This is a genomic window from Microvirgula sp. AG722, from assembly GCF_003269145.1.
Lineage (GTDB): Bacteria > Pseudomonadota > Gammaproteobacteria > Burkholderiales > Aquaspirillaceae > Microvirgula > Microvirgula aerodenitrificans.
In genome coordinates this window covers 1-15,142 of the sequence record NZ_QLTJ01000031.1, presented here as the reverse complement: position 1 = coordinate 15,142, position 15,142 = coordinate 1, and the positions used below count along the sequence as shown (strand labels likewise).

15 protein-coding genes are annotated in these 15,142 nt (G+C 62.6%); 8 read left to right on the top strand and 7 right to left on the bottom strand.

The features are described from left to right. Both DFO50_RS18505 and DFO50_RS18500 read left to right on the top strand, forming a co-directional pair. A partial coding sequence (locus DFO50_RS18505; RefSeq protein ID WP_146745150.1) for a methyl-accepting chemotaxis protein occupies positions 1–978 on the top strand: 978 nt, incomplete at its 5' end. After that, entirely contained in the window at positions 975–1,505 is a 531-nt protein-coding gene (locus DFO50_RS18500; RefSeq protein WP_112693001.1) for a hypothetical protein, read from the top strand. The genes DFO50_RS18505 and DFO50_RS18500, both read left to right, overlap by 4 nt. A gap of 4 nt (positions 1,506–1,509) precedes the next feature. On the opposite strand, the gene DFO50_RS18495 is transcribed toward DFO50_RS18500, so the two are convergent. Genes DFO50_RS18495 through DFO50_RS18485 form a run of 3 tightly spaced genes read right to left on the bottom strand, consistent with a single transcriptional unit; the run spans position 1,510 to position 3,487 of the window. Further along, positions 1,510–1,911, bottom strand: a complete 402-nt coding sequence (locus DFO50_RS18495; RefSeq protein WP_112693000.1) for a nuclear transport factor 2 family protein — start codon at positions 1,909–1,911, stop codon at positions 1,510–1,512. Beyond that, positions 1,908–2,573 carry a DsbA family protein gene (locus DFO50_RS18490; RefSeq protein WP_112692999.1) on the bottom strand — a complete coding sequence of 222 codons (666 nt, stop codon included), beginning with the start codon at positions 2,571–2,573 and terminating at the stop codon, positions 1,908–1,910. The genes DFO50_RS18495 and DFO50_RS18490 overlap by 4 nt, the downstream gene beginning before the upstream one ends. 29 nt (positions 2,574–2,602) lie before the next feature. Next, complete coding sequence (locus DFO50_RS18485) at positions 2,603–3,487, bottom strand: MBL fold metallo-hydrolase (protein WP_112692998.1); 885 nt, start codon at positions 3,485–3,487, stop codon at positions 2,603–2,605. Between the two features lie 101 nt (positions 3,488–3,588). On the opposite strand from DFO50_RS18485, the gene DFO50_RS18480 reads away from it, so the two are divergent. Then, positions 3,589–4,500 (top strand): LysR family transcriptional regulator, encoded by a 912-nt coding sequence (locus DFO50_RS18480; RefSeq protein WP_304598489.1) that lies wholly within the window; start codon positions 3,589–3,591, stop codon positions 4,498–4,500. Between the two features lie 166 nt (positions 4,501–4,666). On the opposite strand, the gene DFO50_RS18475 is transcribed toward DFO50_RS18480, so the two are convergent. The 3 genes from DFO50_RS18475 to DFO50_RS18465 all read right to left on the bottom strand — a co-directional run bounded on the left by DFO50_RS18475 (position 4,667) and on the right by DFO50_RS18465 (position 7,792). Then, the gene (locus DFO50_RS18475) at positions 4,667–6,292 is read right to left on the bottom strand and encodes a methyl-accepting chemotaxis protein (RefSeq protein ID WP_112692997.1); all 1,626 of its coding nucleotides are present in this window, start codon (positions 6,290–6,292) and stop codon (positions 4,667–4,669) included. 666 nt (positions 6,293–6,958) lie between these two features. After that, a complete protein-coding gene (locus tag DFO50_RS18470) occupies positions 6,959–7,237 on the bottom strand; it encodes an HU family DNA-binding protein (RefSeq protein ID WP_036386399.1) in 279 nt (92 codons plus the stop codon). Positions 7,238–7,453: 216 nt separating this feature from the next. Then, positions 7,454–7,792 carry a YegP family protein gene (locus DFO50_RS18465; RefSeq protein WP_028499862.1) on the bottom strand — a complete coding sequence of 113 codons (339 nt, stop codon included), beginning with the start codon at positions 7,790–7,792 and terminating at the stop codon, positions 7,454–7,456. 448 nt (positions 7,793–8,240) lie between these two features. Here DFO50_RS18465 and DFO50_RS18460 point away from each other — a divergent pair, with 448 nt between their 5' ends. From DFO50_RS18460 to DFO50_RS18450, 3 genes are all read left to right on the top strand, one after another. Next, entirely contained in the window at positions 8,241–9,542 is a 1,302-nt protein-coding gene (locus tag DFO50_RS18460) for a dicarboxylate/amino acid:cation symporter (RefSeq protein ID WP_036386401.1), read from the top strand. Between the two features lie 197 nt (positions 9,543–9,739). Then, positions 9,740–10,729 (top strand): MBL fold metallo-hydrolase, encoded by a 990-nt coding sequence (locus DFO50_RS18455; RefSeq protein ID WP_112692996.1) that lies wholly within the window; start codon positions 9,740–9,742, stop codon positions 10,727–10,729. Between the two features lie 40 nt (positions 10,730–10,769). Then, a complete protein-coding gene (locus DFO50_RS18450) occupies positions 10,770–11,726 on the top strand; it encodes a LysR family transcriptional regulator (RefSeq protein ID WP_112692995.1) in 957 nt (318 codons plus the stop codon). 28 nt (positions 11,727–11,754) lie between these two features. Here DFO50_RS18450 and DFO50_RS18445 read toward each other — a convergent pair whose 3' ends face one another. Beyond that, a complete protein-coding gene (locus DFO50_RS18445) occupies positions 11,755–12,345 on the bottom strand; it encodes a hypothetical protein (RefSeq protein ID WP_051528975.1) in 591 nt (196 codons plus the stop codon). Positions 12,346–12,605: 260 nt separating this feature from the next. Between DFO50_RS18445 and DFO50_RS18440 the strand changes: the two genes are divergently transcribed. Beyond that, positions 12,606–14,489 carry a methyl-accepting chemotaxis protein gene (locus DFO50_RS18440; RefSeq protein ID WP_028499865.1) on the top strand — a complete coding sequence of 628 codons (1,884 nt, stop codon included), beginning with the start codon at positions 12,606–12,608 and terminating at the stop codon, positions 14,487–14,489. Between the two features lie 320 nt (positions 14,490–14,809). Continuing rightward, positions 14,810–15,142 (top strand): SpvB/TcaC N-terminal domain-containing protein (locus tag DFO50_RS18435; protein WP_304598488.1); only part of this gene is annotated, 333 nt, incomplete at its 3' end.

Sequence of the window (15,142 nt, the reverse complement as noted above, 5' to 3'; positions counted from 1 at the left end):
GGCGTGCTGCGCGACACCATGCGCAGCGTGGCGTCCGGTCAGGGCGACCTGACGGTCAAGCTGCCGGTCAGGAGCCAGGATGAGGTCGGCCAGATCGCGACCGCGTTCAACGAGTTCATGGGAACACTGCATGACATGTTCGTGACCGTGCGCAGCCATGCCGAAGACATGGCGGCCGATGTCCAGAACCTGAATGGCGCGGCCGACCAGATCGCCAGCGATTCGCGCAACCAGACCGAGGAAATTTCGTCGACGGCAGCGACGATCGAGGAAATCACCGTCAGCATCAATCATATCGCCGACCATGCGGAAGAAACCGATGCCCTGGTGCTGCAGTCGAACCAGCGTTCGGTCGAATCGCACGAGCTGATGAACAGCGTGGCGCAGGAAATCGGCATGGTGGTGGAGACGGTCGGCAAACTGCAGGATGCGATGAGCGGGCTGGCCAGCCAGTCCGAAGAGATCCGCGGCATCGTCAACGTGATTCACAGCATTGCCGACCAGACCAATCTGCTGGCGCTGAACGCGGCGATCGAAGCGGCGCGGGCCGGCGAACAGGGCCGCGGCTTCGCCGTGGTGGCCGACGAGGTGCGCAAGCTGGCCGAGCACTCGGCCAATGCCACGGTCGAAATCTCGCGCATGATCGACAAGATGGCGGTGCAGACCCAGCAGGCGATCGACTTTGCACAGGCGACGCACAGCCGGGTCGAATCCAGCGTCGGTTCGTCGCAGGAAGCCGCCGGCAAGATCGAAGAGATCCGGCTCAGCACCGACGAAGTGGTGGCGCGGATCAAGGAAATCACCGCGTCGACCAAGGAGCAGAGCACGGCGACCAGTGACATGGCGCGCAGTGCCGAGCACATCAATGTCGCCGCCCAGCAGACCAGCACTCACGTCGAATCGGTGGTCAGGACCATTCACCAGCTGGCGGAGCGCGGTCGCGAACTGAAGTCGCTGGTCGGGCAGTTCCGCCTGTGAGCGGCCCGCGCCTTGTGACCCTCGCCAGCCTGCTGGCGCTGGTGACGGCGTGCGCGGGCACGCCGGCGCTCCCGGGGGGAAGCCCGGGGGTGCCGGTGTCCTTCGTGCTGATCCAGCCGGAAACCGGAAAACCGGCGGCACGCACGCCATACCGGCTGACCTTTGGCGAACGCCATATCCTGTCCGCCCCGCCGGGGGTGAACCTGATTACCGACAGCGTGGCTGAAGGCACGACCGATGCGCTTGGCCGTACCGATACCCTGCAGCTGGACGCGCCCGACAACGGCGACCATGTGCTGCTGCTGCGCCATGGCGTCGGCAACTTCGGCACCTTCTTCGAGCTGAGCGACAGTGACCGGCCCTCGCGGCCGATCGCCGGTCAGCGTTACCTGATCACCGGCTGCAAGCCGGGCGAGCAGTACGAGGGCGTGACCGATCCGGCCGGGCGCACCGTCTACTACAGCGGGGACGAGCAGTGCGACATCTCGCTGTCGGTGGCGCCGCAGGAACGCATCGCCATCGACTGAGCGCTCAGTCGCGCATGGCCTCCCATACCTTTGCGCTGTCGACCACCTGGACGAATTTGACGATGCGGCCGTCACGCAGCGTATGGATATGCGCAAAGGCCGCGGTGAAGGCCCTGCCTGTCGCGCGATACGTGCCGTGGTAGAAACCGTGGGCGATGATGTGCTCGCCGGCGTCGTGGAACTGGTCGACCCCGGCGCGATAGCCGTCCCATTCGCGGGCCAGACGTTCATGCACGTTGCGCAGGATGTCGTCGGGACCGATATAGGTGCCGGCGTACGGGAAACCGGCGGCCTCGGTCCACTCGGCATCTGCGGCCAGCGCTGCCCGCAGGTGACGGCCGTTGTCGGCCGCGTTGCCAGAATAGGTGGCGCGGACAATGTCGAGGTTGCTCATGCGGTCGTTCATGCCTGTTCTCCTTCGCTGTGGGACAGCGCCGTGACCAGCGTGTTGCGCCAGGCCTGCGGCTGGCCAGGATGGCGGCCGATGTCCAGCAGCGTGATCCGGCCGTCCGTCTGTTCCAGGGCAAAGGTCGGGAAGCCCTGGCCGCCGACCCGCGCCAGCCAGGCGCGGCTGTCGGCGATATGCGCCTGTGTCGCCGGGCCGGCCTGACGCCGGTATTCGGCATCGAACGCCACGCCATCCAGACCGATGTCGATCGCTATGGCCTGCAGGACGTCGGTATCGGCAATCCGCCGTCCTTCCACGTAGTGCGCCTGCTGCAGCCGACGCAGCAGATCCAGCCCGCGGCCGGCCAGTGCCTCGGCGGCGAGGATGGCGGTGGTCGGTGGTTCGGAATCGAGTACCGCCGAGGTGTCGCAGAGCAGTCCGTCCGTGTAGGCGCTGCCGAACGGCTGGCCGGTCAGCGCCGAGATGCGCTGGTCGTGCGGGCGCACGTAATCGCGCCACTGTGGCGTGACCGCGCGCCGGCTGGCCCCGGTCAGCATGCCGCCGGCGTGGAAGACCACGCGCAGGCCGGGCACGGTGCGGGCAGCGTCAACCAGCGGTGCGGCGCCATGGCACCAGCCGCACAGCGGATCGAAAATATAGTGCAGGGTCGCGTTTTGCATGGATGGGACTCCGGTTCCGGGATAACGATTTATTGCGGCCAGGCCATTTCACCCTTGAGCACTTTGGCACCCAGGCTCAGATCCTCGACCCCTTTCAGCTGCGGGTAGTGCTTCTGCATGGCGGCAGTCAGTGCAGCGGCATCCTTTGCCTGCGGCAGTTCGCGTTCCAGCAGTTTCAGATAGTCACTAGTAAATCTGACCGGGGCCAGCGTCTGCGGGCTGCCGGGCAGGAAATGACCGGGCACCACTCTGGCCGGACGCAGGGCGCCGATATCGGCCAGCGCAGTCTGCCAGCTGGCGCGTTCGGCCGGGGTCCGGGTATCGGCCGTCCATACATGCATATTGCCGGACACCAGCACGCCGCCGACCACGGCCTTCAGCGACGGAATCCAGACAAAGGTCCGCTCGGGAGCCGGTCCCTTCAGACCACGGATTTCAAGGCGCTGGCCGTCGACTTTCAGCGTGTCGCCCGGCAGGGCCTCCGGGACCACGAGCGACTTAGGCGCGTTGTCCTTCAGGATCGGACCCCAGTAGGCGAGCTTGCCATCCTTGCTGGCGCGGATCGCGGCGACCGTCTGCGGGGTGGCGACGACTTTCGCGTCCGGAAAAGCCGCATGCAGCACGTCGAGCCCGAAATAGAAGTCCGGGTCGGAATGGCTGATATAGATGGTGGTCAGCTTCTTGCCGCTGGCCTTGATGCGTTCAACCAGTGCCTCGGCGTCATTGCGCTGGAACTGGGCATCGATCAGCACCGCTTCGGTCTTGCCGGTCACCAGTTCGGACGAGACCGGGAACACGCTGCGTTCGCCGGGATTGTAGACCTCGAGCTTCAGCGGCGCGGCGGCCAGGGCAGGGGCGGTCAGGGCGGCGGTGACGGCAGCGGCGGTCAGCTGGCGCAGCGAGAGCTTGAACATGGGGCAAATCCTGTATCGGGTGGGAATGGCTGCAGGATAGGTTGCAATCGGCGCTGGAAAAACCGGCTAAAATGCAATCATTTGTTGCATGGAACGGACGAATGATGGACCGGATCGTCGCTGCCGAAGTCTTTGTGGCCATTGTCGAGCGCGGCAGCATGATTGCCGCCGCCGAGGCGCTGGACATGTCACGGGCCATGGTCACGCGCTATCTGGCGCAGATGGAGCACTGGGCCGGCGCCCGTCTGCTGCACCGGACCACGCGCAAGCTCGGCCTGACCGATGCCGGCAGTGAGACACTGGCACGCTGCCGGCAGATGCTGGACATCGCCGCCGCCATGCCGGCGCCGGGCACGGCCGATACCGGTTCACCGCAGGGGTTGTTGCGGATCGCCTGCTCGCAGTCACTGGCGCAGGCGGCACTGGCGCCGGCAGTCGCCGGTTATCTGCGCCGCTATCCGCGCATGGCCATCGACCTGCAGATCGACAATCGCGCCGTCAATCTGGTCGAGGAACGCATCGATCTGGCGCTGCGCATCACCAATGCGCTGGACCCGAACCTGATCGCCCGGCAACTGGGAACTTGCGCATCAGTGCTGTGCGCGTCGCCGGCCTACCTGGCGGCCCATGGCACGCCGCGCCGGGTCGAGGACCTGGCGCTGCACGACTGCCTGACCTATTCGTACTTCGGCAAAAGCCTGTGGCAGTTCACGCGTGCTGGCGAGACGGTGTCGGTGCCGGTCAGTGGCCGCCTGAGCGCCAACGAATCGGTGGTGCTGCTGGCCGCCGTGCTGGAAGGGGCGGGTGTGGCGTTGCAGCCGCGCTATTCGGCAGCACCCCTGCTCGCCAGCGGCCGGCTGGTCACGCTGTTGCCCGACTCTCTGCCGCAGCCGATGGGCATCCATGGCATCTACACCTCGCGCCAGTACCAGCCGGCCGGGCTGCGCGCGTTGCTGGACTATCTGGTCGACTGGTTTGCCGGCGACAGCCGCTGGCTGGAACTGACGCAGTGAGGCGGTTTGCCGCACGACGCCGGACAGGCAAGCCCCGCAACGGATAGCGGGCGCCGAAGCGAAATATCCCCGCCGTGGCGGGGAGGGAAGCGGACGGGTTCACGCCGGCAGGCGGGTACCGACGCCACGATGACTGTCGATTGCCCGCCTTTGTCCGCCGTCAGTGCTAGACCCGGAACTGGCCGATGGTGGTCAGCATCCGCTGTGCCTGTTCGTTCAGGTTGGCGGCGGTGGCCGAGTTGTTCTGCGAGCTGGAATGGCTTTCTTCGGCCATCTGCGCCACGCGTTCGATCTGCTGGGCGATGCTGGTGCTGGCCAGCGACTGCTCGCGCATCGAGTGCGAGATCTCGGCGATTTCGTCCACCGCGCCGCTGGTGCGTTCGAGGATGCGGTTGATGGCCTCGGTCGCCTGGTTGGCGGATTCCATGCCGTTTTCGACCTGAGTCACAACATTCTGCATCGAGGTCACGGTCTGGTTGGCATCGCTCTGCATTGACGACACGGTGCTGGTGATTTCCTGGGTCGAGATCGCGGTGCGTTCGGCCAGTTTGCGCACCTCGTCGGCGACCACGGCGAAGCCGCGGCCGGTTTCGCCGGCACGGGCGGCCTCGATCGCTGCATTCAGTGCCAGCAGATTGGTCTGTTCGGCGATGTCCTTGATCACGCCGACCACGGTGCCGATCGATGTCGTCTTTTCCTTCAGTTGTTCGATCTGGCCGGCGGCCAGTTTGACGCTGTCCGAGGTCTGGCGAATCATCTGGATGGTGTCGCGAATCACGGCGGCACCGATCGTGGCTTCTTCACCGGCCGCGCGGCCGCTCTGGTCTGCCTGTACCGAACGATCGGCGACGTGGTTGACGCTGACCGTCATCTGCTCGACTGCAGCCGACATGCTGGAGGTCGATTCGCTGACCTGTTCGACCGCCTGCGACATCTGCACCGACGAGTTGGCGACTTCCGACGCATGCCCGCCGACACTCTGGCCGATCTGGGTCAGCTCGACGAAGCTGGTCTGCAGCATTTGCAGCAACTGGTTCAGCCGGTTGGCGATCAGCGCGATTTCGTCCTTGCCGCTGTCATCGACACGCAGGGTCAGGTTGCGTTCGCTGGTGATGGCGGCGATCTTGTGGTCCAGGTTGCCCAGCGTGCGGCGCACACTCATGGCCACCCACAGGCTGGCGCCGGTAATGACCGCCAGCAACACCAGACCGAGCGTCATCAGCACCCACTTGGCATTGCGACCGGCCTGCACCGCTTCGCTGCCGGCCTGCACGCCCAGGGTCTTGTTGAATTCGACCATCTTGTCGATGGCAGCATAGGCTTCCAGCGCCACCGGGCTCATCGTGCTCTTGATGTACTGCAGGGCGGCATTGTTGCCGTCCGCCGTGCCCTTGTCGGACAGCGCAAAGAAGCCGGGCAGCAGTCCTTCCCATTTTTTCACCGCGGCGATGGTGGCCTCGGTGTTGGCACGATCCTCGTCATTGCTGATCAGCGTGGCCTTGTAGTTGTCCAGATCCTTGTACAGCTTGGCAAGATTGTCCTGCATGGCAGCCTGCGCGTCCTTCTTGCCTGCCATGTCCTGGGAAGCGGCATGGATAACGCCCTGGCGGCGTGCTTCGAGGTACCGCCCCTTGGCCTCCTGGGTGGCGATGATTGACGGCAGGGCATTCTCGGCGGCTTCAGAGACGTGGACTTCCACCATGCCCATCTGCACATACAGCGTCCAGAGCATGGCCACCAGGCCGACGAGGCTGATCAGAGCCATTCCATACAGTTTGGTCGAGATTTTCATTTGGGTCACCTTGCGAATCAATATGTAACGATCTACGTGTGGGGCCTGGCATCCCTTTTTATGCAGAGGAGCGATATTGCATAAAAAGGGCGTCCTTTCCGTATTGCCGCTATGGGCGGCTGGCTTCAGAACGGACCCGGAGCAACTATCCGCTAATTAATATATCGGACGGCCCAATCCGGGACGAAGTACAAAATGAATATTTTTTTTCATTGTCTCGTTACTACCCGAATTGCATTAAGCATTAGGACAAACCCCATGCCCTGTTGGGCTTTTTGCGGGGAGACCGGTTTGCGTCGTGGCAATGACAGCAGAATGCATGGCGAAACTTAGGAAAGGAACAGCAGGAAGAAAATGAAATGCAGAAGATATGTATCAAAATTTTCATTCACTAACTGCAGGCGATGAACGGTATGAATCCGGTTTTGTCGCGAATGATTCGCAAACAGGATATCAGCAGGAAGCGGATCTGGATCCGGAGGGGGAATCCGGAAAGGAGGTAATAATGAGCAATAGGAAAATAACGGCCGTTATCAGTTTTCCCGTCTGCCGGACACCAGGTCTGGCAGACGGGAAAAAGGAAAGACGCTACGGAAACCGTAGCGTCTTCTCATATATATCCGGATGGGTTCGCCCTGGGGCGGGACCGGGACCGGTTTGCCTCAATCAGGCAACGGCATCCTTGAATGCCTTGGCCGCGGTGAACTTCGGCGCGCGCTTCGCAGCGATGGTGATGGTTTCGCCGGTGGCCGGGTTGCGGCCCGTGCGCTCGGCGGTTTGCTTGATCGCGAACTTGCCCAGACCCGGCAGGGTCACATCGCCGCCGGCCTTGAGCTGGTCGGCCAGCACGCTGTTGATGGCATCGAGCACGGCGGCCGTTTGGGCCTTGGTCAGGTCGATTTTGGCTGCGCCGATGAGGGCGTCGATCAATTCGGCTTTAGTCATGCAAAGTCCCTTGTTCCGAGTCTGGTGTGAAATGGAGACGAATACTACCTTGTTCTGGCCCGGCGTGTCGTCGATCTTGAGGAGAGTTTGACCCAACCCCGGCGGGATTTTGCGTCAAATTTTCCCGTTGACGGAACGCCCGGATTTCGCCTTGCGCGGAGGGGGGCCGGCCCGGGCAAAAAGGCCGGCCGGCAAGCCGTCCCTCCGGGGAGGCGCTCAGGCGTCGGTCAGGTCCTTGACCGTGTCGGCGGGGCCATTGGTTTTGACCGATTCGATGCCCTTGTCACGACTTGCCTCTGCGGCATACATCTGGCTCGAGCCGATCACCTGGTGATTGGCTGCCTTCAGGTTGAAGAAGAACTTGTCGTTGTTCGACGTCTTGCGCTCATAGCGCTCGTCGTGCGGGCTGTTGGTCCGGACCGAGGCGATGCCGTTTTCGGCCGAGGCCCGGCTCTGGTACATCTCGCTGGTCAGGATCACTTCGCTGTTGCCGGCCTTGAGGACAAAGTAAAACTGGCCGTTCGTGCTTTTCTTGAGTTCGTACCACCCTGCCATGAACCTTCTCCCGCTGCACTGAGGAAAAAGGACGGGAAACCCTGCAGCCCGGGTTGTCCCGACACCTTGTGTTTACCGCCGCAGCATCCTGTGCATTGCGGCACGGCCCGCCGTCATGCCGGGTGCGTTGCCGGAGCATATCCCAACTCGGCCGGGGAGGGGAAAGCGGCGCAAAGCCACTGTGTTCATGACGCCACGGCCGGGGCGGCTATGACATTTCTGCTTCCGCGCCGGGGTGTCGATGACGGGATAGCTGAACTATGCGTCGCTGTTGCTACCCTTATGCATTCCCTGCATGGATATCGGCGAAACTTGCAAACCGTGGCCGGTGGTTGAGGCTAGGATTCGAGCCGTGAGTCCGCATGCATGTTGTCATGCGGCAGATGTCAGCCATACCAATCGCTTCAAGCCAAGGAAGCGGTTCTTCAAAATGCGGATCGGAGTTGTGATGAAGTCGCAGAAATTAACCACCTGGATTGTGGCCGGCATGGTGCTGGGCGTGGTCGTCGGCTACTACTGTCATGCCAGATGGCCCGACCCGGCGGAAGCCAAGGAAGTTGCAGGGTACTTTTCGATCATTACCGACGTCTTCCTGCGTCTGATCAAGATGATCATTGCGCCGCTGGTGTTTGCCGGTCTGGTATCCGGCATCGCCAGCATGGATGACCATCGTCAGGTCGGCCGCATCGGCCTGCGCGCACTCGGCTGGTTCGTGTGCGCCTCGCTGGTCTCGCTGTTGCTCGGCATGGTGCTGGCCAACATGCTGCAACTCGGCCAGTCGCTGAACCTGACGCTGCCGGAAGCCGGCGCCGCGACCAATATCGACGTGTCCGGCTTCAGCCTGAAGAACTTCCTGGTGCACCTGGTGCCGACCAGCTTCTTCGATGCGATGAGCAAGAACGAGATCCTGCAGATCCTGCTGTTCTCGCTGTTCTTCGGCTTCGCCATCTCGTCGATGAAACTCGGCAAGCAGTCGATCATCGTCCGCGGCGTCGACGAGCTGTTCAAGCTGATGCTGCGCGTGACCGACTATGTGATGTGGGCTGCCCCGTTCGGCGTGTTCGCCGCCATCGCCTCGGTGGTCACCACCCAGGGCCTCGGCGTGATCGTCACCTACAGCAAGCTGATCGGCGCGTTCTACGCCGGCCTGATGCTGCTGTGGGCACTGCTGATCTCGGTGGGCATCCTGTTCGTCGGCCGTTCGATCCTGCGCCTGATGGGCATGATCCGCGAACCGATGATCATCGCCTTCTCGACCGCCAGCAGCGAAGCCGCCTATCCGAAGACGCTGGAACAGTTGGAACGCTTTGGCGTCAGCAAGAAGATCTCCGGTTTCGTGCTGCCGCTCGGCTACTCGTTCAACCTTGACGGTTCGATGATGTACCAGTCGTTCGCCGTGCTGTTTATCGCCCAGGCCTACGGTATCCATCTGACCTTCGCCCACCAGGTCATGATGCTGCTGATGATGATGCTGATGAGCAAGGGCATGGCCGGCGTGCCGCGCGCCTCGCTGGTGGTGGTGGCTGCCGCGCTGCCGATGCTTGGCCTGCCGATGGAAGGGCTGCTGCTGGTGATGGGTGTTGACCAGTTCTTCGACATGGGCCGTACCGCCACCAACGTGGTCGGCAACAGCATCGCCTCGGTGGTGGTGGCCAAGTGGGAAGGCGCCCTCAGCGACGGGCCGGAACCCGAGGTCGTCGAAGAAGGCGAACCGGTCCTGGTCGAAGCCAAGGCAGGCGAGGCCGCCTGACGCGCTCCGCTGCCCCTCTCCAAAACCGCGCCCTGAACCGGCGCGGTTTTTTTGTTCCTCGATGACGCACGGCCATTTTTGCTGCCTGCCGCGCCGGACGCTATCCATATCATGGATAGGCTGTATTGATTCCAAGTGTCTGGTTTGATGGCGATGCCCTGCATAGCATGATGTTTTCAACGCCAGGAAACATCATCATGCCCGGAATCAACAAGCGTATTGCGGCGGCCTTGCTGGCCGCCGCCTTCTTCCCGTTCCCCCTCGCGCAGGCACAACCGGTCTCCGTGCCGCAGCATGTCGTGCAGCAGCAGGCCGGGGGCTATGGCGTGCAGGTGGGGGATGTCAGGGTGATGTCGCTGACGGATGGCTCGGTACCCCAGAATCTGTACGAACTGTTCCAGCGGACAAAGCCTGAACACATTGACCGGCTGCTTGCGAGGAGTTTTCAAAGCAATCCCGTTGAAGCCTCGATCAATGCCTTTCTCGTCACGTTGCCCGGACATCTGCTGCTGGTCGACACGGGTTCCGGCCAGCTGTTCGGCCCGGGAAAGGGCGGGCGGCTGATCGAAAGTCTGGCTGCGCAAGGTATCGGGCCTCAGGACATCACGGACATCCTTCTCACCCATGCACACTCCGACCATGCCGGCGGCCTGGTCAGGGAGGGGCAGCGGGTTTTTCCCGATGCCACCGTTTACGTCGGCAAGCCCGACATCGATTTCTTCTTCAATGAAGACAATCAGAAAAAGACCGGGTATGACCAGGCGTATTTCGATATTGCCCGGCTGACCCTCCCGCCTTACCTGAAAGCCGGCAAAGTCAGGACTTTCTCGGGAACGCAGGAGATCCTTCCCGGCATGACCGCAACGGTGCATCCCGGTCATACGCCAGGCTCGGCCTTTTATCGGCTGACCAGTCAAGGCGAGAGCATCACCTTTGTCGGCGACATCATCCACGTCGCGGCAGTGCAGTTTCCCGATCCGGATGTGACCATTGCCTACGACGAAGACCAGGCCCGGGCCGCTGCCGTCAGGAAAGCCGGGTTTGCGTCATTCGCCCGGGAGCGCACGCTCATTGCTGCGCCGCACCTGCCGTTTCCGGGAATCGGTCATGTGCGGGCCACTGGCGGAAATGGCTATGATTGGGTTCCTGTCACCTATACGAACCGCGAAGGGAATCAGCACCCGTGACCCATGTCCCTCTGCTGCCTTTGCCGAATGAGGAACCGGCATGAAGCTGCCTTCAGGCATCGGCATGGATCTGCTGCTGGCCCTTGATGCCTTGCTGGTCGAGCAGAACATCACCCATGCTGCCTTGCGGCTGGGCATCAGCCAGCCTGCCATGTCTGCCCGGCTGATGCGGTTGCGGCAGCTATTCGGAGAGCGGCTGTTCGTGGCCGCGCCCAATGGGCGCGGTATTCTGCCGACCCCTCGCGCGCTGGCTCTGCGGCCGGGGCTTCAGCGTGTCCTGAACGGCATTTCAACCCTGCTGGAGCCCGTGGTTTTCGAGCCGGGTACCAGTCAGCGGACCTTTGTCATTGCCCTGCATGAGAACCCGGCCCTGGTGCTGGGCGCCGATCTCGTCAACCGGATTCGCGAGCAGGCACCGCAAGTGCGCCTGCGATTCGCGCTGCCGGACCTCGACGATCTGCCCCGGCAGATGGAGCATGGCGAGATCGACGTTTTCATCGGTCCCGGCGATGTGGCTGAACCTGGCTGGGTGGGGCGCAAACTGTTTGCCGATGATTTCGTTACCGCCCAGCGGAAGGGGCACCCTCGCGGGCTGCGCAAGCTGGAGCTGCCCGCGTTCTGTGCCGCTCCCCATTTGCTTGTGTCTGCCGAGGGCGATCCGTTCTCCGGATTTGTGGATCATGCACTGGCCAGGCTCGGCCACAGCCGGCAGGTGGCGATGTCTGTCCAGAGCTATGCCATGGCACCGCCGCTGGTTGCGGGCACGGATCTCCTGTGCACCCTGCCGCGACGGCTGCTGCAGCGTTTTGCCTCATCGCTGGATCTTTTTGAACCACCGCTTGCCTTGCCGCACCTGTCCATCCACGCGTATTGGCCTCCTCGCCATCACGAAGATGCGGCAAGTGTCTGGTTTCGCGAAAACCTGTTCCAGGCGGCCGGGCTGGAAAACCTGCCGGGGGCATCGTCACCCGGGCGTGACGGCCATGCGGCGGGGTGAAGGCCCCCGGGGCCGGGGGCCGGCTGCATTATTTCGTTGCCGGTTCCACTGCCACGGCGACTGACTCCACATAAGTGGCCACGACCTGGTCGCCCTTGCGGATCTTGTGGAACACGTCCGGGTCATCGACCCGGACATCGACGGTACGGCCACGCGTCCCCTTCAGCGTCACCTGCTGCAGGCTGGCGTCGACGGCAATCACATTGGCGGTGACGGTAATGCGGCGCGCTTCGGTCATGCCCGGCTTGGCACCTGCCGGCGCAATCGAGCCGCTCTCGACCACATCGCGTTCGGCGATCTTGTCGCCCTTCTTGACCAGCGCCACGGCCACGGCTACCCGGTAGTGCACATTGACGTGATCGCCGACCCGGATCTGGGCAAAGTTCTTCACGTCATCGCTGATGGCGAAATCCTGCACCCGGCCGGCCGGTCCCTTGATGGTCACGATGCGGTTTTTGGTATCGACCCGGGTGATGGTGCCGGTGATCCGGATATGGGTGCCCTGCGCATCGGCTTCGACCACCTGGGCGGGGGACGGGTCGGCGGCATGGGCGACGTTCAGCAGGGACAGGGCCAGCAAGCCGGCGGCAGCGTGGCGGATCAGCGGGGACGGTTTCATCAGGTGCTCCAGTGTGAGGGGGTAACGCTCGGCTTTGGCGTCGTTCTGACGCCATTCAGGCACTGTAGTTCATGGTGTGATGGACGGTGGCGCATCCAGTGTGAAAACATGCTTAACTGCGACATCCTGGACTATATTATCGACATATTCGCGTTTCATTATTGACGATGTAATATGATGGGAGCGAAACCAGAATTTAATAAGTAATGTCTTGATCCGTTATGGATTTTAGCCCATTGGCATCACCCGAAAGGTTTGGCATGAGAACGCTGAAAAGCAGACTGATTCTGCTCAATGTGCTGTTTATCGCCCTGTTCGGACTCGTCCTGGTCACGCAGTCCTTCCTTCAGTTGCGCACCGAGGTTCGTGACGGCCTGAACCTGGAGTTCTCAGCCACCTTGCGTGGTCAGAGCACCGTCATTCAAAACTGGTTTGGCGAGAAAAAACAACAGTTATCGGCACTGACCGGCGTAGCGGCGGGTCCGAATGCGCTGGCCAACCTGAAGCAGGGGGCCGTGGCAGGGAATTTCTTCATCAATTACGTCGGCTTCCCGGACGGACGCAGCATTTTCTCTGACGACTGGGTGGCGACACCGGATTACATCGTCACCGAAAAGCCGTGGTACGTGCAGGCGAAGACGACCGGCAAGCCGACGATCACCGAACCGTATGTCGACCAGGTGTCGAAGCGGCTGGTGCTGACCGTCGCCGTGCCGATGCTGGAAGGGGGGCAGTTCCATGGCGTGGTGGCCGGGGACGTGTTCGTCGACGAACTGGTCAAGTCGGTGCTGTCGCTGAAACCGCGTGGTGATGGCTACACCTTCATCGTCAACAAGCAGGGGACAGTCATTGCCCACCCGGACAATGCGCTGACGCTGAAGTCGATCTCGAGCATCGCGCCGTCGCTCGTGCCGGAGCGGCTGGCGGCCATCGCCGAATCGCATGCGCTGAATGAAGTCGACATCAATGGCAAGACCATGCTGGTGGCGATCGAGCAGATTCCGGGGACCGACTGGTACATGGGCATCACCGCCGACAAGGACCTGATCTTTGCGCCGTTGAATGCCGAGCTGTTCAAGACGGTCGGCATGAGCATGCTGCTGTTCATCCTGGTCGGCGTGGTGTCCAGCGTCGTGATCGGCCGGATGCTCAGCGGGCTGACCCGCCTGCGCGACGCGATGGCCGGCATTGCCAGCGGTGAAGGCGAAGGCGACCTGACCATCCGGCTCGATGCCCGCGGCCGGGATGAAATTGCCGATACCGGACGGGCGTTCAACCAGTTTGTTGCCAAGCTTGCCCACCTGTTCGGCGAGTTGCAGGGCGAGGCGCAGTCGCTGATCGGCGGCGTCAAGGATGCCAGCGGCCATGTGGCCGGGCTGGCCGACGGCGCCCGGCAGATGGCCGACGTGTCGTCGAACAATGCCGCCACGCTGGAAGAAATCTCGGTCAGCATCTCGCATATCGCCGATACGGCAACCCAGGCCGATGCCCTGATCCGCGATACCAACGGCGATCTGTCGAACTGCTCCAGCAATATGCATCAGCTGTCGGTCAGCATCGAAGAGACGGTCAAGGCGGTGCACGGGATGGAGGACATGCTGACCTCGCTCGACAACAGCACCCAGGACATCTCCAGCATTACCGAAGTGATTCGCGACATCGCCGACCAGACCAACCTGCTGGCGCTGAATGCTGCCATCGAGGCGGCCCGCGCCGGCGAGCAGGGCAGGGGCTTTGCCGTGGTGGCCGATGAAGTGCGCAAGCTGGCTGAGCGCACCGCGCAGGCCACGCTGGAAATCTCGCACCGGGTGGATTCGATCCGCCAGGAAACCGGCAATGTGGTCAGTGACATGAAGCGGACCGTCGAGGCCGTCGACGCCGGTGTGGTGCTGACGCAGACTGCAGCCGGCGAAATCTCTGCCGTTCGCGAGTCGATGGATGAAGTGGTCAGCAAGATGAACGACATCGCACTGTCGACCACCGAGCAGCACAAGGCATCGACCCTGATCGCCCAGAGTACCGAAGCGATCAACAACCAGGTCATCGGCAACGACGATGCGCTGCACAGTGTCAGCGGGGCGCTGACCGAGCTGAGCGGCACCGCAGAGCGGATGCAGGGGGTGTTCGGGCGCTTCAAACTGTAATCAGGCCAACGGGCAGACATCTTCCCGTCCATTGACAAAGGCGTTATCCGCATTGGCGGGTAACGCCTTTTTCTGTTTGTGGCGGGTCCCTGTATTCCATTCATCAGGCCGGAGTGGCAGCGCAGCTGGCACCCCTTATAAATCATTCAAATACCTGATGTGCCAGAGGAAACCATGCCGGTTTCGGTTCTCGAAACGGCCTGTTCCTCCATGTGATTCCTCGTGTTTTTTCACTCTTGCATTTTTAAATGCAGGCCCTGCTGTTGCCCGCATTCAGCCCATGCCATGCATGGAATTCTTCATGCAGATCAGGAGTTGTCATGCCTGCCGAACATTCCCTCGCGTCATCTGCCGTTTCCGTCGCCCCGCCGACCCTGCCCACCATCCACGACGCCCTTCCCGGCCCCGGTGACGGCAGCGGGCCCACCCTCTCCGCCGGCCTGGTCTCGTTCGACATCCCGCTGTTTCTCCCCGTCGCCCGCGAATCCACCCCCGCCCTGACCCTCGGCTACCGCGCCGGCGCCGGCAACGGCCCCTGCGGCACCGGCTGGCGGCTCACCCTGCCGACCATCCAGCGTCGCACCCGCCTCGGCGTCCCGCAGTACAACGACGACGACGTGTTTGTCGGCCCCGATGGCGAACCGCTGGTTCCC